This is a genomic window from Methylobacterium isbiliense (assembly GCF_022179325.1).
Lineage (GTDB): Bacteria > Pseudomonadota > Alphaproteobacteria > Rhizobiales > Beijerinckiaceae > Methylobacterium > Methylobacterium isbiliense.
Genome location: NZ_BPQQ01000022.1, coordinates 90,880 through 109,107, shown reverse-complemented (window position 1 = coordinate 109,107; position 18,228 = coordinate 90,880). Strand labels below are relative to the sequence as shown.

The 18,228-nt window shown below is 73.0% G+C and carries 15 protein-coding genes; 11 read left to right on the top strand and 4 right to left on the bottom strand.

The features are described from left to right. Positions 1 to 52 precede the first annotated feature (52 nt). Together MFF61_RS10050 and MFF61_RS10045 are read right to left on the bottom strand one after the other, a co-directional pair. Positions 53 to 1,051, bottom strand: coding sequence for a fumarylacetoacetate hydrolase family protein (locus MFF61_RS10050; RefSeq protein WP_238234964.1), 999 nt, complete (start codon positions 1,049 to 1,051; stop codon positions 53 to 55). Between the two features lie 149 nt (positions 1,052 to 1,200). Beyond that, entirely contained in the window at positions 1,201 to 2,259 is a 1,059-nt protein-coding gene (locus MFF61_RS10045; protein WP_238234963.1) for a zinc-binding metallopeptidase family protein, read from the bottom strand. Between the two features lie 292 nt (positions 2,260 to 2,551). Here MFF61_RS10045 and MFF61_RS10040 point away from each other — a divergent pair, with 292 nt between their 5' ends. From MFF61_RS10040 to MFF61_RS10020, 5 genes are all read left to right on the top strand, one after another. Beyond that, the gene (locus tag MFF61_RS10040) at positions 2,552 to 3,574 is read left to right on the top strand and encodes a PAS domain-containing protein (protein WP_238234962.1); all 1,023 of its coding nucleotides are present in this window, start codon (positions 2,552 to 2,554) and stop codon (positions 3,572 to 3,574) included. A 191-nt stretch (positions 3,575 to 3,765) separates the two neighbouring features. Beyond that, positions 3,766 to 5,313 carry an acetolactate synthase large subunit gene (locus MFF61_RS10035; protein ID WP_238234961.1) on the top strand — a complete coding sequence of 516 codons (1,548 nt, stop codon included), beginning with the start codon at positions 3,766 to 3,768 and terminating at the stop codon, positions 5,311 to 5,313. Between the two features lie 110 nt (positions 5,314 to 5,423). Beyond that, on the top strand, positions 5,424 to 7,871 hold the full coding sequence (locus MFF61_RS10030) for a putative bifunctional diguanylate cyclase/phosphodiesterase (protein WP_238234960.1): 2,448 nt from the start codon (positions 5,424 to 5,426) through the stop codon (positions 7,869 to 7,871). A gap of 111 nt (positions 7,872 to 7,982) precedes the next feature. Further along, a complete protein-coding gene (locus MFF61_RS10025; RefSeq protein WP_238234959.1) occupies positions 7,983 to 8,627 on the top strand; it encodes a L,D-transpeptidase in 645 nt (214 codons plus the stop codon). Positions 8,628 to 8,744: 117 nt separating this feature from the next. After that, complete coding sequence (locus MFF61_RS10020; protein ID WP_238234958.1) at positions 8,745 to 9,104, top strand: YciI family protein; 360 nt, start codon at positions 8,745 to 8,747, stop codon at positions 9,102 to 9,104. Positions 9,105 to 9,166: 62 nt separating this feature from the next. Here the strand turns inward: MFF61_RS10020 and MFF61_RS10015 are convergent, their stop codons facing one another. After that, entirely contained in the window at positions 9,167 to 9,616 is a 450-nt protein-coding gene (locus MFF61_RS10015; RefSeq protein WP_238234957.1) for a DUF5991 domain-containing protein, read from the bottom strand. Between the two features lie 252 nt (positions 9,617 to 9,868). On the opposite strand from MFF61_RS10015, the gene ppdK reads away from it, so the two are divergent. The 5 genes from ppdK to greA all read left to right on the top strand — a co-directional run bounded on the left by ppdK (position 9,869) and on the right by greA (position 16,571). Further along, positions 9,869 to 12,544 carry a pyruvate, phosphate dikinase gene (gene ppdK / locus MFF61_RS10010; protein ID WP_238234955.1) on the top strand — a complete coding sequence of 892 codons (2,676 nt, stop codon included), beginning with the start codon at positions 9,869 to 9,871 and terminating at the stop codon, positions 12,542 to 12,544. A 292-nt stretch (positions 12,545 to 12,836) separates the two neighbouring features. Then, positions 12,837 to 13,991: a cell wall hydrolase gene (locus MFF61_RS10005; protein WP_373324668.1), complete on the top strand. Its 1,155-nt coding sequence runs from the start codon at positions 12,837 to 12,839 to the stop codon at positions 13,989 to 13,991. Positions 13,992 to 14,288: 297 nt separating this feature from the next. Further along, positions 14,289 to 14,939: a hypothetical protein gene (locus tag MFF61_RS10000; RefSeq protein WP_238234954.1), complete on the top strand. Its 651-nt coding sequence runs from the start codon at positions 14,289 to 14,291 to the stop codon at positions 14,937 to 14,939. 112 nt (positions 14,940 to 15,051) lie between these two features. Continuing rightward, the gene (gene acuI, locus MFF61_RS09995; protein WP_238234952.1) at positions 15,052 to 16,038 is read left to right on the top strand and encodes an acrylyl-CoA reductase (NADPH); all 987 of its coding nucleotides are present in this window, start codon (positions 15,052 to 15,054) and stop codon (positions 16,036 to 16,038) included. A gap of 71 nt (positions 16,039 to 16,109) precedes the next feature. After that, on the top strand, positions 16,110 to 16,571 hold the full coding sequence (greA, locus tag MFF61_RS09990; protein WP_238234951.1) for a transcription elongation factor GreA: 462 nt from the start codon (positions 16,110 to 16,112) through the stop codon (positions 16,569 to 16,571). Here the strand turns inward: greA and MFF61_RS09985 are convergent. Next, complete coding sequence (locus MFF61_RS09985; protein WP_238234950.1) at positions 16,555 to 17,457, bottom strand: LysR family transcriptional regulator; 903 nt, start codon at positions 17,455 to 17,457, stop codon at positions 16,555 to 16,557. The two genes, greA and MFF61_RS09985, sit on opposite strands and share 17 nt — an antisense overlap. 132 nt (positions 17,458 to 17,589) lie before the next feature. Here MFF61_RS09985 and wrbA point away from each other — a divergent pair, with 132 nt between their 5' ends. Next, positions 17,590 to 18,189 carry an NAD(P)H:quinone oxidoreductase gene (gene wrbA, locus MFF61_RS09980; protein WP_238234949.1) on the top strand — a complete coding sequence of 200 codons (600 nt, stop codon included), beginning with the start codon at positions 17,590 to 17,592 and terminating at the stop codon, positions 18,187 to 18,189. Positions 18,190 to 18,228: the final 39 nt, after the last annotated feature.

The window sequence follows — 18,228 nt, the reverse complement described above, 5'->3', positions numbered from 1 at the left end:
CCGGCGCCGGGCGGCCCGGCTCCCTCCCGAGATAGCGCGTCCGGCGCGAACGTCAGCCCACCACGTCGTGCTCGATCGCCCCGAACAGGGAGTGGCCGGCGGCGTCCTTCATCTCGATGCGCAGGCGGTCGCCGGGCGAGAGATAGGGCAGGCGCGCCCAGCCGCTGCCCAGAACCTCGGCGGCGCGCGCCTCCGCCAGGCTGGCGAAGCCCGCGCCGCCCTCCGCCACCGGCCGGCCGGGGCCGCCGTCGATGCCGCGGTTCGAGACCGGCCCGGCGCTGACGAGGCTGCCGGCCCCGAGCGCATGGCGGGCCGCCGCCGCGGCGACCAGCGCATCGAACCCGGCGCCGAGATCGGACCCGGCCTCCGGGCGCCCGAGCAGGGCGCCGTTGCGGGTGACGCAGAGCGGGCGCTGCGCCATGCCGCCCCGCCATGCCGGCCCGAGTTCGTCCGGCGTCACCGCCACGGGGCCGAGGCTCGCGGTCACGCCCGCCGCCAGCGGGCCGTCCAGGTCGAGGCCGTCCGGCCGCAGCCGGTCGCGGCGGATCACCTCGCCCACCAGGGTGACCAGACGGATGGCCTCTGCGGCCTCGCCGGGGCCGGCGCCCGCCGGCACATCGCCGGTGATCACCGCGAGACCCGCCGCGAGGTCGAGGGAGGCGGCCGGATCGGCGGGGATCGGGTCGCGCGGGCCGAGGAACCCGTCCGAGACCGCCCGCCGCAGGCGGTCGGCCGGGTCGCTCGCCGGGGCCTCCGCCCCTTCCGCCTGCCGCAGCAGGGCCGTGTGGCTCGGCCACGCCGCCGCGTGCAGCCGGGCATAGGCGCGCGGCAGGGGCGCCGCGCAGGCATGCTCGTGGAAGCGGAACGAGGGCACGGATCCGTGTTCGAGCTGCTCGGCCAGGGCTTCGAGGGCCGGGGCGTAGCGGGGCCAGTCGTCGAGGGCCTGCCGCAGGGTCGGCACCACGATGAAGGCATCGGTGGCGCGGGTGAGGTCCCGCGAGACGACGACGAGGCGGCCGTCCCGGCCGTGCGCGAGGCTGGCGAGTTTCATGGGCGTCGGTGTCCTCCCGGCCCCTCGGACCGGAAGGCGCCGATGGCGTCGGACGCGCTCCCGCGGGGCTCGGCGCCCATCATGAACGCGTCCGCAGCCGGACGCCATGGCTCAGAAGGAACTGCGTCCGCGGGCCGGCTGCTTCGGGCTCAGACCCGCCCGTGGACGAGGTCGTGGATGAAGCCGAGCTTGGCGATGACGGGCGGCGCCAGCACGAAGGGATAGAGGTCGTTGAGCCCCATCGCCCGGTTGACGCTGTTGAGGGCGAAGACGACCGGCAGCCATGCATTCACGATCGTGTCGATGCCCTCCGCCGCGTAGGGGTCGAAGCCGATGCGGGCGGCGAGCGTCCCCGAGGCGTCGAGGAGCGGCTGCACCTGCAGGCCGAAGCTGGACGCCATCTCCAGGGTGTCGACGATGTGCAGGTAATGCGCCCAGGTCTCGGCGAAATCCTCCCAGGGGTGGGTGGTGGCGTAGGCCGAGACGAACTGCTCCTGCCAGTTCGGCGGCGTGCCTTCGGCGTAGTGGCGCTTGAGCGCCTGCTCGTAATCCTGCGAATCGTCGCCGAACACCGCCCGGCAGGCGTCGAGCTTGCCGCGGTCGCGCACCAGGATGTCCCAGTAATGATGCCCGACCTCGTGCCGGAAATGCCCGAGCAGGGTGCGGTAGGGCTCGCCCATGGCGGCACGGCGCTTCTCGCGCTCGGCATCGTCCGCCTCCACGAGCGCGATGGTGATGACGCCGTTGTCGTGGCCGGTCATCACCTTCGGCCCGTCGGCGGGCGGATCGGCCAGGAAGTGGAAGATCAGGCCGTGCTCGGGATCCTCGGCCCGCGTCCTGAGCGGCAGGTTCCAGCGCAGCAGGGAGTAGATCAGGCGGTGCTTGGCGACCTCCATCTTGCGCCACGCATCGAGATGGGCCGGGTCCGTGATGTCGGGGATCGTACCGTTGTGGCGGCAGGCGAGGCAGAAGGCGTCGCCCGAGCCCGGCGGCACCAGCCAGTTGCAGGCATCCGGCACGGCGTTGGCGCAGAAGCGGCTCGGCCGGTCGGGAGCCGCGAGCGGCCGCCATTCCTCGCCGCCGGCCGGCTCCAGCGCCGAGAGCGTGCCGGTCTCGGGCAGGTAGGCGAGCCGGTGGCCGCAGCGCTGGCAGGTGCGGTTCTCGAAGTACAGGATGTTGCCGCAGGACTGGCACTGGAACAGCTTCATCGGGGTCTCCTGGCGACCATTGCGTGGGGCGGACGGATTTCTGGCGGACGGGCTTCTCGCGAACGTGCCGCGACGCCCAAGGTTCAGCCGCGCGCAGCGGGCGGCCTTCGTGGATGCAGGAGGGCGGCCAAGCCTCGGGCGGCCGCCGTGTTTCCCGCGCCCCGGCCGGTTCGGTCGGGACCGGGCCCGCATCCCCTCGCGACCACTCGACGCGGCCACCCGGCCGCCGGCTTCTCGCCCCAGCGTAAGGGTGGCACCTGACGTTGGATCCATACTTGCATTGCTTGGATTCATGACCCTGCTACGTTCGCCGCACGCCAATGTATCGGAGTACCTGCGCCTCATCGACGGCTTCGATATGGTCGGCCTCTGGCAGTGGGATTTCGTGACGGATGAACAACACTGGTCCCGGGGCCTCTACCACCTGCTCGGCCTCGACGACCAGGCGGTCAGGCCGGACATCGCGCTGCTCCTGAGCCTGCTGCACCCGGAGGACCGCCTGCCGTCGGCGGAGTTTCGGCAGTTCCTGCTCGACGGGCTTCTCCTCGACCGGCGGGTGCGGCTGATCCGCCCGGACGGCACGTTGCGCACCGTGCGGAGCCGGGCGGAGGTGTTCGTCGATCCGGCGGGCCGCCCCCTGCGGGCTGCGGGCGCGCTGATCGACGTCAGCAACGAGGAGGCGCTCGCCAAGGCGCGCAGCGCCAGGCGGCGGCGGCGGAAGGCGCTGTTCGAGCAGGCGCAGCTCTATGCCGGCTGGACCGATCGCGTCCCGGTCGTCGAATGGGCGCCGGAGTTCCGCGCCCTGACCGGCCGCACCAACGAGGAGCTGAACGACGACTGGACCTGCTCTTTGGCACCGCAGGAGCGTCCAGCCTTGGGCGATCGGCTGTGGGCCTTGCATGCCTCGGGCAAACCCTTCTCGGTCACCGCCAGCCTGCGCCTCGCGGATGGGACGACCCGGCGCTTCGTACTGGTGAGCGCCGTCGTGCGCCGGAGCGACGGGTCGATCGAGGGGTGGGCCTCGGCAACCTATCCTCAGGACGCCACGCCGCCCCGGCCCGCGGGCCGGCTGCGCGAGGGCCTGGAGCAGGGCATCGCGCCGCGCCACCTGCGCGCCGCCCGCGCCCTCCTGGGCTGGACCCTGGAGGATCTCGCGCGGGCGAGCGGTCTCTCGCTCTCGACCGTCCGGCGCCTGGAGGAGGATCCGGAGGCCGGACGGCGCAGCCGCCCCCTGGCGCTGACGGCCCTGCGGCAGGCCGGCATCCGATTCTCCCTCGTCGAGGGCAGCCGGATCGCCGTGGCGCTCATCGACTGAATCCTCCCGCGCGGGCAAGCGGGGTGCCCTCATCCAGGCGCATCGATCTTGGCATCATGGGCTCCCCGAAGGACGGGGCGATCGCGCTCGCGATCCCGCCGCGCCGCGGGGACCTTGACGCCGGACCCGCGAACGGCAACCGGGACGAGCGCGGGCGAGTTGGCGTCGGTTGCCCGCAGAAGGAGAGGCGCATGGCGATGAACGGTGCCGAGAGCTTGGTCCGCACTCTGGTGGCGGGAGGCGTCGAGGTCTGCTTCACCAATCCGGGCACGTCGGAGATGCACTTCGTCGCGGCGCTCGACCGCGTCGAGGGCATGCGCGCCGTGCTGTGCCTGTTCGAGGGCGGCGCGACGGGGGCCGCCGACGGCTATGCCCGCATGGCCGACAAGCCGGCCTCGACCCTGCTCCATCTCGGCCCCGGCCTCGGCAACGGCATCGCCAACCTGCACAATGCCCGCCGCGCCCGCTCGCCCCTCGTCAACATCGTGGGCGAGCACGCCACCTACCACCGGGCCTTCGACGCCCCGCTCACCTCCGACATCGACGGGCTGGCGCGGCCAGTGTCGGCGTGGGTGCGCACCGGCATGAGCGCGCGGGAGGTGGCGGCGGACGGGGCGGCGGCCGTGGCGGCGGCCCTCGCGCCGCCCGGCGGCGTCGCCACCCTGATCCTGCCGGCCGACACCGCCTGGGAGGAGGGGAGCGGCATCGCTCCGCTGCCGCCGGTGCCGGCGCGGGCGCGCGTGCAGGAGGAAGCGATCTTGCACGCGGCCGCGGCCCTGCGCAGCGGCGAGCCGGTGCTGCTGCATCTCGGCGACCGGGCGGTGCGCGGGGAGGGGCGGCGCATCGCCGCGCGCATCGCCCGCAAGACGGGCGCGCAGCTTCTCGCCATGACCTCGAACGCCCGCATCGACCGCGGCGCCGGCACGGTGCCGATCGAGCGGCTGCCCTATCCGGTGGATCCCGCCCGGGCGGTGCTGGAGCCCTTCCGGCACATCATCCTGATCGGCGCGACGCTGCCCGTCGCCTTCTTCGCCTATCCGGGCAAGCCGAGCGCGCTCGCGCCGGCCACCTGCGACGTCTTTGCCCTCGCGACCCCGGAGCAGGACCAGATCGATGCGCTGGAGCGGCTGGCCGAGGCGGTGGGTGCCCCCGCGGAGGCCCCGCTGCCCGCAAGCCCCCGGCCGGACCTGCCGGGCGGGGACCGCCTCGACCAGGACGCGATCGCCCGCGTGCTCGGCGCGCTGATTCCCGAGGGCGCGATCGTCTGCGACGAATCGATCACCACCGGCCGCAACTTCTTTCCCGCGACGCACGCGGCGGCCCCGCACACGTGGCTGCAGCTCAGCGGCGGGTCGATCGGGCTCGGCATCCCGATGGCGACCGGCGCGGCGGTGGCCTGCCCGGACCGCAAGGTGATCACGCTCCAGGCCGACGGCAGCGCGCTCTACACCGCGCAGGCCCTCTGGACGCAGGCGCGCGAGCGGCTCGACGTCGTGACGCTGATCTGGTCGAACCGCTCCTATGCCATCCTGCGGGCGGAACTCGCCAATGTGGGCGCCAATCCGGGCCGCAAGGCCATCGACATGCTCACCCTCGACGACCCGCCGATCGACTGGCCGAGCCTCGCGCGGGGCTACGGCGTCGAGGGCCGCCGGGTGGAGACGCTCGCCCAGTTCATCGACACCTTCCGGCAGGCGCTCGCGCGGCGCGGGCCGTTCCTGATCGAGGTGGCGCTCTGACGGCATCTCCATAAGAAATCGAGGCGATCGAAAAGTATAGCCGTCGAAATTTCAAGGTCTCTTAACGGCACCGCACGTAACGGGGATCGATCACCCCGCACGAGAGACCGATGAACGACACGGCTGACCCGGTTCGGGCGGAAGCCCTGCTGCGGCGCTGGCATTCCGCACGGCTCACGTCGCGTGGCGTCCCGGCCTACGAGGACGTGGTCCTGGGCAATCTCGGGCGCGCGGCCGGCCGCGTCGCCCTGGTGGCCGTCGTGCCGGAGGGCGCCGCCACGATCCTCTGGGGCGGGGACGAGTTCGAGGCCTGGCTCGGCGGCCCCGCGCGCAACGTGGCGGTCGCGGGCCTGCGCGAGGGACTCGGCCATTCCCTGTCCCAGATCGTCGCCGATGCGGGGACGGGCGAGGAGCCCGTGCGGACGCGCTGCAACCGGGTGAGCGGCGGCGTCGTGCTCACCACCGACCTCATCGGGCTGCCGCTGCGCGAGCGCGGGGGCGGACGCTTCGTCCTCCTCTGCCTCGCCGGCGAGACGACCCGGACCAACCTCCTGCGGGCCGTCTTCCGGGCCACCGGCCAGGGCATGCTGGCGCTCAGCGCCCTGCGCGACGAGGGCGGGCGGGCGATCGACTTCCAGATCGTCGCGCTCAACGAGGCCACCGCGACGATGTTCGGGCGGCGCGTCGAGGAGGTGCTGTGGCAGCGCCTCACCGCGGTGCTGCCGGACCTGCCCGCCGCCACGACGCTCGCGCGCCTGACCGACGCCCTCGGCCGGCAGGGCCGGCTCGTCTACGAGACGGCGTACCGCCGGGACGACGGAACGCTGCTTCACCTCAGGGTGGAGGTCGCCTCGCTCGGCGATCTGCTCGGCCTCACGCTCACCGACATCGGCGACATGAAGGCCCGGGAGGCCTCCGCCCGCCTCCTGTTCGAGACCAACCCGCTGCCGATGTGGGTGTGCGGCGAGGACGGTCTCTTCCTGGCGGTCAACGATGCGGCCGTGGATCATTACGGCTACGCGCGGCGCGACTTCCTGGCGATGTCGGTCGCCGATCTCGGCGCGTCCGGCGCGGACCCGGCGCCCGGGGGCGTGGTGGCGCACCGCCGCCGGGACGGCGGCGCGATCGAGGTGACGACCTACTCGCGGGCGATCCCCTTCGAGGGACGGCCCGCGACGCTGACGGCCGTGGTCGACGTCACCGAGATGCGGCGGGCCGAGGCCCGCATCGTCCACATGGCGCACCACGACGCGCTCACGGACCTGCCCAACCGCGTGCTGTTCCGTGCGCGCCTGACCGAGGCGATGGCCGGGCTGCCGGGGCGTGCGGGCTGCGTCGGCCTGCTCTGCCTCGACCTCGACCATTTCAAGGTCGTGAACGACTCTCTCGGTCATCCGGCCGGCGACGACCTGCTGCGGCAGGTCTCCTCCCGCCTGCGGATCTGCGCCGCGCAGGCCGGGACGGTGGCGCGGCTCGGCGGCGACGAGTTCGCGATCGTGGTCGGGGCCGAGCGGCCGGAGGCCGTGGTGGCCTGCGCCGAGGCGGTGGTCGCGGCCCTCTCCCGGCCCTTCGGCCTGGCCGGCCAGGAGGTCACGGTGGGGGTGAGCATCGGCGTCGCCCTCGCGCCCGAGCACGGAACGGATCCCGACCTGCTCCTGCGCAAGGGCGACATGGCGCTCTACGCGGCCAAGGCGGAGGGCCGGCGCACGGTCCGGCTGTTCGAGCCGACGATGGATGCGGCCCTGCAGGCGCGCCGCGCGCTGGAGGCGGATCTGCGCGCCGCGGTGGCGGCAGGGGCGCTCGACGTGCACTACCAGCCGATCCTCTCGGTCCGCAGCCTCGCCGTGACGGGCTGCGAGGCGCTGCTGCGCTGGCACCACCCGGAGCGGGGCTTCGTTTCCCCGGCCGAGTTCGTGCCGGTCGCCGAGGAGGCGGGCCTGATCGGCCAGATCGGCGAGTGGGTGCTGCGCACCGCCTGCCGGGAGGCCGCGGGCTGGCCGGAGCCCCTGCGGATCGCCGTGAATCTCTCGCCGGTGCAGTTCCGCAACCCGGGCCTGGCGCTCGGCGTGGCGGCGGCGCTCGCGGCGACCGGCCTGCCGGCGCACCGGCTCGAACTGGAGATCACCGAGACCGTGCTCCTGTCGGAGAACGCCGCCAACATCGCGATGCTGCACGCGCTGCGTGATCTTGGGGTGCGCATCGCCATCGATGATTTCGGCACCGGCTACTCGTCGCTCAGCTACCTGCGCGCCTTCCCGTTCGACAAGATCAAGATCGACCGCTCCTTCACGCGCGCCCTCGGCCTCGACGGCCATTCGACCGCGATCGTGCGGGCCGTGATCGAGCTGGGGGCGAGCCTCGGCATCACCACCGTGGCCGAGGGCGTGGAGACGCAGGAGCAGTTCCTGCACCTGCGCGCCGGCCCCTGCGACGAGGTGCAGGGCTTCCTGTTCGGACGTCCGGTGCCTGCCGCGGAGCTGCGCCGCCTCCTCGCCACCTGCGCGGGAAGTGCGGCGGCAAGTGCGGCGGGTAGCGCGACGGGAAGCGCGGCGGCCTGAGCCGGCGTGACGGATCGGCCGCGCCTGCGGCCCGAATGACACATCCCGGCGGCGCGCGAACGGCTAGGCAGGACTCGCCATGACCGCTCCTCACCGAATCGGGGTGTCCTGATGCCGTCGCGCCGGATCCTCCTCGTCCTCCTGGCGGGCCTGCCGCTCGCCGCCTGCAACGCGCATGCGCCCGCGCGGGTCGCGGCCGTGGACGAGGATGCCGCGTGGTACATCGGCACGATGCCGGACCAGCCCTTCGACGTGCCCCTCGTCGACCGCAGCCGGATGGACCCCAAGTACCGGCGCCAGACCGTCGCCTACACGGGGCCGGAAAAGCCCGGCACCATCGTGGTCGACATCGACGAGCGGCACCTCTACCTCGTGCAGGACGGCGGCCAGGCGATCCGCTACGGCGTCGGGGTCGGCAAGCTCGGCTTCTCGTGGAAGGGCGTGGCCTCGGTCGGCCGCAAGGGCGTCTGGCCCGATTGGGGGCCGACCTCCCGCATGGTCAGCCTCAATCCCGACCTGCCGCGCTCGCGCAGGGGCGGGGTCGACAATCCGCTCGGCGCCCGAGCCCTCTACCTCTACCAGGGCGGGCGCGACATCCTGTTCCGCATCCACGGCACCAACGAGCCCTGGAGCATCGGCGAGCAGATGTCGTCGGGCTGCGTGCGCATGCTGAACGAGGACGTGGTGGACCTCTACGCGCGCGTGCCGGTGGGCACGACCGTGCTAGTCAAGCGGCACGGCCGGTATCGAGTCTGAGGCGCCCGGGCCGGCCGCGCGGAATGATCCGGCCCGCCCGATGTCGGCCCGGGGCGGCCTCGTTCGTCTTCACCACGGGAGCGGGGCCGCGGCGGCCCCGCCGGAGGGGAGCAGGCGATGCGTGTGATGGTTCTGGTCAAGGCGACCCCCGAGAGCGAGGCCGGCCTCATGCCGACCCACGACCTCCTGGAGGCCATGGGCCGCTACAACGCGGACCTGACCGAGGCGGGGATCCTGCGGGCCGGCGACGGCCTGCGCCCGTCCCGGGACGGCAAGCGGATCGTGTTCGACGGCCCGAGCCGCACCGTCCTCGACGGCCCCTTCTCGGCCACGCAGGAACTCGTCGCCGGGTACTGGATCTGGGAGGTGAAGGACATGGCGGAGGCGGTAGCGTGGGTCAGGCGCTGCCCCAATCCCATGCCGAGCAGGAGCGAGATCGAGATCCGCCCGCTCTACGAGATGGCCGACTTCTCCTGAGCCCAGGCCGGGCCTGAGGAGCGCCTCCGCGCGCATCCCAGCGCCTCATGAGGTCTTGGCCATCAGGAAGTCTTGGCGAACAGCGCGCCGGTCCGCGGGCCGTCGGCATCGAGGCCGAGCATCTCGGTCTCGAGCCGCCGGTCCAGGCGCCTGAGGCGCAGGAGAGGCTGGCCGGGCCGGTACACGGCGACCCCGTAGGCGTTCACGGCCCGCCCGTCGCCGTAGCGGCGGAAGGCCACGGTGATCTCCTGCGCGGAGCCCGTCACGTCGCACAGGATCGTGGTGTCGGTCTGGAACCCCGCGCTGGTGAGCCGGCAGGACCGCCCGGCGGCCGGCGACAGCCGCAGGGTATGCACGACCACGACCGCGCTGCTCCCGGCGGTGCGCCCGCTATCGGCGGCGTATTCGTAGGTGCCCGCCCATCCGCCCAGGACGTCCGGTGCCGACCCGGCAGGCGTGCCCGCGAGCGCCACCACAAGCGTCAGGGCCGGACCCATCGCCCTCTCGACCATGTGTCGCACTGGATCTCCCGTCGTCACGGCCTCTCCCGCCCCGGCCTTATCCGACCTGACGGCCGGCGCCGCAACGGCCCCGGCGCGGGGAGGACCGGCCGGCCGGGGGGGCCGCCCACGAGACCTGCGGCACGCAGGTGAGCGGCCGGTGGGCGCAGGTGCGGAGCCGATCGGTTCAGCTTGCGTTGTGCCGAGGGATGGTCCAACCCCGGCGAAGCTCACGCCTGCAACCCGGACGAACGGACGAACACCATGACGAAGTGGGTCTACACCTTCGGTGACGGCAAGGCCGAGGGGCAATCCGCGATGCGCAACCTCCTCGGCGGCAAGGGGGCGAACCTCGCCGAGATGTCGAATCTCGGCCTGCCCGTGCCGCCCGGCTTCACCATCACCACCGAGGTCTGCACCTACTTCTACGATCACGGCCGCGAGTACCCGCCGGAGCTGCAGGAGCAGGTCGACACGGCGCTGGCGGCCGTGGGGGCGCTCACCGGGCGCCGCTTCGGCGATGCCGAGATGCCGCTCCTCGTCTCGGTGCGCTCCGGCGCCCGGGCCTCGATGCCCGGCATGATGGACACGGTGCTCAACCTCGGCCTCAACGACGTCACGGTCGAGGCGCTGGCGGGCAGCGCCGGCGACCCGCGCTTCGCCTACGACAGCTACCGCCGCTTCATCACCATGTATTCGAGCGTGGTGCTCGGCGTGGAGCACCACGCGTTCGAGGAGGTGCTGGAGCGCTACAAGGAGACCAAGGGCCATACCCTCGACACCGACCTGTCGGCGCAGGACTGGAAGCACCTGATCGGCGAGTACAAGGCGCTGGTGAAGCGCGAGCTCGGGGAGGAGTTCCCGCAGGACCCGCAGGCCCAGCTCTGGGGCGCGATCGGGGCGGTGTTCGGCTCGTGGATGAACCCGCGGGCGAACAAGTACCGCGAGCTGCACAACATCCCGGCGAGCTGGGGCACGGCCGTCAACGTGCAGGCGATGGTGTTCGGCAACATGGGCGACACGTCGGCCACGGGCGTCGCCTTCACGCGCAATCCCTCGACCGGCGAGAAGGCGCTCTACGGCGAGTTCCTGATCAACGCCCAGGGCGAGGACGTGGTGGCGGGCATCCGCACCCCGCAGGACATCACCGAGGCCGCCCGCATCGAATCGGGCTCCGACAAGCCCTCGATGGAGAAGGCGATGCCGGAGGCCTATGCCGAGCTGGTGCGGATCTACGGCCTGCTGGAGAACCACTACCGCGACATGCAGGACATGGAGTTCACGGTCGAGACCGGGAAGCTCTGGATGCTGCAGACCCGCAACGGCAAGCGCACCGCCAAGGCGGCCCTGCGCATCGCCGTGGAGCTGGCGGGCGAGGGCCTGATCACGCACGAGGAGGCGGTGGGCCGCGTGGAGCCCGCCTCCCTCGACCAGCTCCTGCACCCGACCATCGATCCCAAGGCCGAGCGCCAGGTGATCGCCACCGGCCTGCCGGCCTCCCCGGGCGCGGCCTGCGGCGAGATCGTGTTCAACTCCGAGGAGGCCGAGGCCGCCAAGAAGGCCGAGCGCAAGGTCATCCTGGTGCGCGTCGAGACGAGCCCGGAGGACATCCACGGCATGCACGCGGCCGAGGGCATCCTCACCACCCGCGGCGGCATGACCTCGCACGCCGCCGTGGTGGCGCGCGGCATGGGCAAGCCCTGCGTCTCGGGCGCAGGCGCGATCCGGGTCGACTACGCGGCCCGCACCCTCTCGGTCGGCGGCGTGACGCTGAAGGCCGGCGACGTCGTCACCATCGACGGGTCGAACGGGCAGGTGATCCGCGGCGAGATGCCGATGCTGGAGCCCGAACTGTCGGGCGACTTCGCGACCCTGATGGGCTGGGCCGACGCGGTCCGCACCATGAAGGTGCGCGCCAACGCCGAGACGCCGGCGGATGCGCGCGCGGCCCGCACCTTCGGGGCCGAGGGCATCGGCCTGTCGCGCACCGAGCACATGTTCTTCGACGAGGGCCGCATCACCGCCGTGCGGGAGATGATCCTGTCCGACGATGCGGAGGGCCGGCGCGCTGCGCTCGCCAAGCTCCTGCCCTACCAGCGGGCGGATTTCGTCGAGCTGTTCACCATCATGTCGGGGCTGCCGGTGACGATCCGGCTCCTCGATCCGCCGCTGCACGAGTTCCTGCCCAAGGAGGAGGAGGTTGGGGCCTTCGCGGCCGAGACCGGCCTGTCGGCGGACAAGCTGCGCCGCCGCATGACGGAGCTGCACGAGACCAACCCGATGCTCGGCTTCCGCGGCTGCCGGCTGGCGATCCTCTTCCCCGAGATCGCCGAGATGCAGGCCCGCGCGATCTTCGAGGCCGCGGTCGAGGCCGGCAAGCGGACGGGCGAGCCGGTCATCCCGGAGGTGATGGTGCCGCTCGTCTTCACCAAGGCCGAGTTCGACCTCGTGAAGGCGCGCATCGACGCCATGGCGAAGGCCGTCTCGCAGGAGACCGGCACCCAGGTGGAGTACCAGGTCGGCACGATGATCGAGCTGCCGCGGGCGGCCCTGCGGGCGGGCGACATCGCCGAGACCGCGGAGTTCTTCTCCTTCGGCACCAACGACCTGACGCAGACCACGCTCGGCATCAGCCGCGACGATGCCGGCACCTTCCTCGGCCCCTACGCCAAGAACGGCATCCTCAGCGCCGATCCCTTCGTGTCGATCGACCAGGAGGGCGTGGGCGAACTGGTGAAGCTCGGGGTGGAGCGCGGCCGGGCGGTGCGGCCGGGGATCAAGCTCGGCATCTGCGGCGAGCACGGCGGCGACCCCGATTCGATCGCCTTCTGCCAGGAGGTCGGCCTCGACTACGTGTCCTGCTCGCCCTACCGCGTGCCGATCGCGCGGCTCGCGGCGGCCCAGGCGGCGCTCCAGGCCAAGCCCCAGAGCCAGGCCTGATACCGGCGGTCGCCGTCGGCGACCGCCGGTTCAGTTCTCGATGTTTCGTCGGATCGTTGATCCGGCATCGAAAATTCGAGAACTGAACCAAGGGTCGTCTTCACCGACCGTTGGGAGTTAACCCCCTCTCAACCATGCTCCCCGACAGTGATCCGGACGCCGCGCGGCGCCCGGACACCACCGGCGCCGGCCCGGCCAGGATCAACGGGTGCGGGACGGGCGCGTGGCCAGACGGGCGGCGAGACGGGCGGCGAGTGCGACGGACAGGCGGCGGGCGCGCCGGGCCCGGGGCCTGCGCTGGATCTGGGCGGCGACCGCACCCTGGGTGCTCGGCGCCGGGCTCCTCGTCTCCTTCACGGCCTCGGCGGGTTTCGAATCCGCCCCCGGGGCGAGCGCGATCCCGGGCCTCACCGCCCGCGCGGTGCCGCCGCTGCCGCCCGGCGGCCTGATCGGGCCGGTGCATCGGGCCCTCGGCATCCTCGACGCCGCACCGCTGCGCGATGACGCGAAGGCGCAGGCCGAGGCTCCGCCGGTGCCGCAGCGGGCCGCCAAGACCGACGCGCTCGCCGGTCTGCACCCGGGCACGGAGCGGCCGCTGCCCGCCCGCAGCTGGATCGGCGGGAGCGCGAGCGGCATCGCCGCCTCCCTCACGCCCGGCCCGGCCACCTGGAATCCCGACCTCGACGCGGCGAGCGGCTTCGTGCCCTTCCCGGACGGCGAGGGCGGGGACCGGGCGGCCGAGAGTTCGCCCGCGAGCGCCGCCTCCGACGCGACCCGGGGCGGCGCGGACGGGGGACGCACACGCGAGACCCGCCAGGAGAGCGGCCAGGACGGCGCCACGCCCGCGGTGCCGCGGGCGGTCGCCCTGTCCTCCGCCACGCCGGCCCCCGCCGATGCCACCCCCGTCGAGGTGCTGGCGGGCGGGCAGGCGTCGCCGCGCCTCGACCGCGCGGGCCGGGGCGAGACGCTGGCGGCCAAGCCCCTCGCCCCCCCCGACGAGGCGCGGCGGCGCTACGCCGACCTGATCACCCCGGACAGCGCCGAGAAGGAGCAGCGCTGCCTCGCGGAGGCGGTCTATTTCGAGGCGCGCGGCGAGCCCGAGCAGGGACAGGCGGCGGTGGCCCAGGTGGTGCTCAACCGCGCCAAGAGCGGCCTCTACCCGTCGAACATCTGCGGCGTCGTCTACCAGAACCGCCACCGCTACCTCGGCTGCCAGTTCTCCTTCGCCTGCGAGGGCCGGTCCCTGCGCGTCACCGACGAGGGCTCGTGGGCCACCGCCACGCGGGTCGCCCGGGCGGTGGTGGAAGGCCGCACCTACCTCGCCGATGTCGGCGGGGCCACCCACTACCACGCCGACTACGTCAAGCCCCGCTGGTCGCGCCGGCTGAAGAAGATGGACGTGATCGGCCGCCACATCTTCTATCAGCTCAAGCCGGGACAGACCTGACGCGTCCCGCCCGTCAACCGATCCGCACCGTCATCCTCATGCGGATCGCGCATTAAGATTGACGGCCTACCCTGTATTTGATCGCAACCTTCGGCGGACGGCAGCGGCGGGCGCGACCGGCAGGCGGCAATGAGCGGAACCCTGCAGGATGCACCGAAATACGTAGTATTTTACGAGGGTGACTTTACCCTCTGGCGGGTTTCGACTTGCCGCAGGGGCGGGCACGCGGCTTCCATGACGGGCAAGCGCGGCGGGCGATCCGGCGCGCCGTCGTCCCGTTCTGCGTGAGGCCCCTCGATGACCGCTGCGGTCACCCGTCTTCCCCTGTCGCTCGCCGCCGCGGCGGGCGCCGTGCTCGTCGCCCTGCCGGCCGCGGCCGGCGGCTACGGCTGCACCACCGCCGAATGCTACCGGCGCGTCTCCACCCCGCCGGTCTACGGCACCGTCTCCGAGCAGGTGATGGTGCGCCCGCCCCGCACCGTGACGCATGTCGTCCCGCCGGTCTATGACACCGTCGCCGAGAAGGTGCTGGTGTCGCCGGGCGGCCGCGTCTGGCAGACCTCCTACGACGCCTACGGACAGCTCGTGGGCTGCTGGGTGACGACGCCGCCCCGCTACGCCGTGCGCCATCGCCGCGTGCTGGTGCGCCCGGCCGAGGTGGTGCCGCAGGTGATCCCGCCGGCCTACGCCTCCTTCCAGCGCCGCGTCCTCGTCGAGCCGGCCCGCTCGGCCTGGGTGCCGGCCGGCGGGACCGGCTACGGCGGAGGCGGCTACGGCGGCCCCGCGCCCTATGGCGGCCCGGGCTATCCGGGCACCTACGGCCCGGCGGGCGGCGTGGTCGGTGCCGGGCTCGGCCTTGCGGGGGCGGGCGTCGGCCTGGGCGTGGCCACCGCCGGCGCGGCGGCGGGCTTCGCCCTCGGGGGCGGCAGCCCCTACGACGGCTACTGAGGCGCGCCGGCCCCGGGGCGGCGCTCCGGGGCCGCACTCCGAGGCTCTCCCACGCCTTGCCGGGCCGGCCCGCCCGCCCCACAAGAGCGGGCGGGACACATGGGAGACCCGGATGGCGACGTTCAAGGCGGTGGTGATCGAGAAGGCCGAGGGCGGGCAGCGCGCCGCGCTCACGACCTTCGACGAGGCCGACCTGATGGAGGGCGACGTCACCGTGCGGGTGACGCACTCGACCCTGAACTACAAGGACGGGCTCGCGCTCACCGGCCAGGCGCCGGTGGTGCGCCGCTTCCCCATGATTCCCGGCATCGACTTCGCGGGCGTGGTGGAGCAGTCGAGCCATCCCGACTGGAAGCCGGGCGACGCAGTGGTGCTCAACGGCTGGGGCACCGGCGAGACGCATCTCGGCGCCTATGCGGAGAAGGCCCGGGTGAAGGGCGACTGGCTGGTGCCGCTGCCGGCCAGCCTCACGCCGCAGCAGGCGATGGCGATCGGCACCGCCGGCTACACCGCCATGCTCTCGGTGCTGGCGCTGGAGCGCCACGGGCTCAGCCCCGCCTCCGGCCCTGCGGTGGTGACGGGAGCGGCGGGCGGCGTCGGCTCGGTGGCGATCGCGCTCCTCGCCAAGGCCGGCTGGCACGTGATCGCCTCGACGGGGCGCGCCGCGGAGGCCGAGTATCTGCGCGGGCTCGGCGCGGCGGAGATCATCGGCCGCGAGGAGCTGGCCAAGCCGGCCAAGCCGCTCGCCAAGGAACGCTGGGCGGCCGGCATCGATGCGGTGGGCGCCACCACGCTCGCCAACGTGCTGTCGATGACCCGCTACGGCGGCGCGGTGGCGGCCTGCGGGCTTGCGGGCGGCATGGACCTGCCGACCTCGGTGGCGCCGTTCATCCTGCGTGGCATCGCGCTCTACGGGATCGACAGCGTGATGGCGCCGCAGGCCCTGCGGCGGGAGGCCTGGAGCCGGCTCGCGCGCGACCTCGACCACGCGGCGCTCGCCGCCATGACGACCACGATCGGCCTCGACGCGGTGATCGACCAGGGTCCGGAGATCCTGGCCGGCCGGACCCGCGGGCGCGTGGTCGTGGCGATCAGCTGAGCAGGCTGCCTGCGCGGACGACAGATCGCCCGCGATGGAACCTTGACGGTGATTCGCGCATTGCCTGCTTCATGAGCATCGCCTTCGTCCGTGAACCGGAGGGCGGGGAAGCCTTCGAGGATCTCCCCGACCGTCCGCTCTCTCCGCACCCGAACTTCGTCACGCCCCAGGGGCTCGCCCTGATCGAGGCGGAGCTGGACCGGCTGCATGCCGAGCATGCCGGGCTGGCGCCCGACGACAAGGCGAACCTCTCGCGGGTCAATCGCGACCTGCGCTACTGGACCGCCCGGCGCAACTCCGCCCAGGTGGTCGAGCCGACGCCCGGCGACACGGTGCATTTCGGCTCGACCGTCACGATCGAGCGCGAGGGCGGCCAGCGCCAGACCTTCCGCATCGTCGGCGAGGACGAATCCGACCCCGCCAAGGGCAGCATCGCCTACGTGGCTCCGCTCGCGCGGGCGCTCACCGGCAAGCAGGCCGGCGACGTGGTGACGGTGGCCGACCACGAGGTCGAGATCATCGAGGTGCGCTGAGAGGCTCCCGGCCCTCGATCAGGTGTCGCTCGCGGGCGATCTCGCCCGCCGCGAAGTCGAGGAAGGCCCGCACCCGGGCCGAATGGCGCAGGTCCGCGTGGGTGAGGAGCCAGAGGCCGGCGGCGAGGTCGGGCTCGGGCGCCGAGAGCCGCATCAGGCCGGGCCGGCGGTCGCCGGTGAGGCAGGCGAGGGGGGCGATGCCGATCCCCGCCTCGACCGCCTCCGCCAAGCCCGCCACCGTGTCGAGCCGCACCGCGATGCGGGCCGGGCCGGCGCGGGCGGCGACGTAGCGGGCGACCTTCGCGGCGCCCGTCCCCTCCGCGAGCGACACCCAGCGCCGGGCTGCCAAAGGCGCCTCGGCGCCGTCCTCGGCCCGCCCGTACAGGGCCCAGGCGATGGTGGCGAGGCGCCGCCCCACCAGGGTGTCGGGCGGATCGTCGGTGGCGCGCAACGCCACGTCGGCGTCGCGCTTCGAGAGGTTGAGCGGCTGGTTCGACAGGACGACGTCGACCCGCACCTCCGGGTGGCGCGCGCAGAACCGCCCCAGGATCGGCGCCAGGAGTTCGTTGAACAGCGAATCCGCCGTGGTGATGCGCAACTCGCCCGAGACGGCCAGGACCTGCCCGTCGAGCTTGCGCGAGAAGGCCGCGACGTCGTCCTCCATCCGCGCGGCGACCTGGGCCATCTCCTCGCCGGCGGGCGTCGGCGCGTAGCCGGTGCGGTGGCGCTCGAACAGGCTCGTGCCGAGCGCGGCCTCGATCTGGCCGAGGCGCCGGAAGGCCGTGGAGTGGTTGATGCCGAGCCGCTCGGCGGCGCTCGTCAGGCCGCGATGGTCGGCGATGGCCTTGATCAGCCGGAAATCGTCCCAGGCGAGGGGAGGCGCCACGGCAGCCTGTGCGTCCTTGCAAGCTCGGGCTTGCAGACTAGCGCATTCCGCTCCGGCACGCGATGGCCGATGGTGCGGCCACGACGGCGCGCGCCGATGGTCGGCGGAGCGGGCAGATGACGGGGACGTCCGATGGCGAAGGTTCTGGTGCTCTACTACTCCACCTACGGCCACATCGAGCAGATGGCCTACGCGGTGGCCGAGGGCGTGCGCGAGGCGGGCGCCGAGGCGGTGGTCAAGCGGGTGCCGGAACTGGTGCCCGAGGCGGTGGCGCGCAACAGCCACTACAAGCTCGACCAAGCGGCGCCGATCGCCAGCGTGGACGAGCTGCCCTCCTACGACGCCATCATCATCGGCACGCCGACCCGCTTCGGCAACATGGCCGCGCAGATGAAGAACTTCATCGACCAGACTGGCGGCCTGTGGATGAAGGGCGCGCTCGTCGGCAAGGTCGGCTCGGTCTTCACCTCCACCGCCTCGCAGCATGGCGGCCAGGAATCCACCATCCTGAGCGTCCACACCGTGCTCCTGCATCAGGGCATGGTGGTGGTCGGGCTGCCCTACAGCTTCCAGGGCCAGCTCGGGGTGACGCAGGTGATGGGCAACTCGCCCTACGGCGCCTCGACCATCGCGGACGGGGACGGCAGCCGCCAGCCCTCGGCCGTGGAACTCGACGGCGCCCGCTACCAGGGCCGTCACGTGGCCGGAATCGCCGCCAAGCTCGCCGGCTGACGCACCGGACGGCCGTCCGGCAGGCGTGCATCACGACGG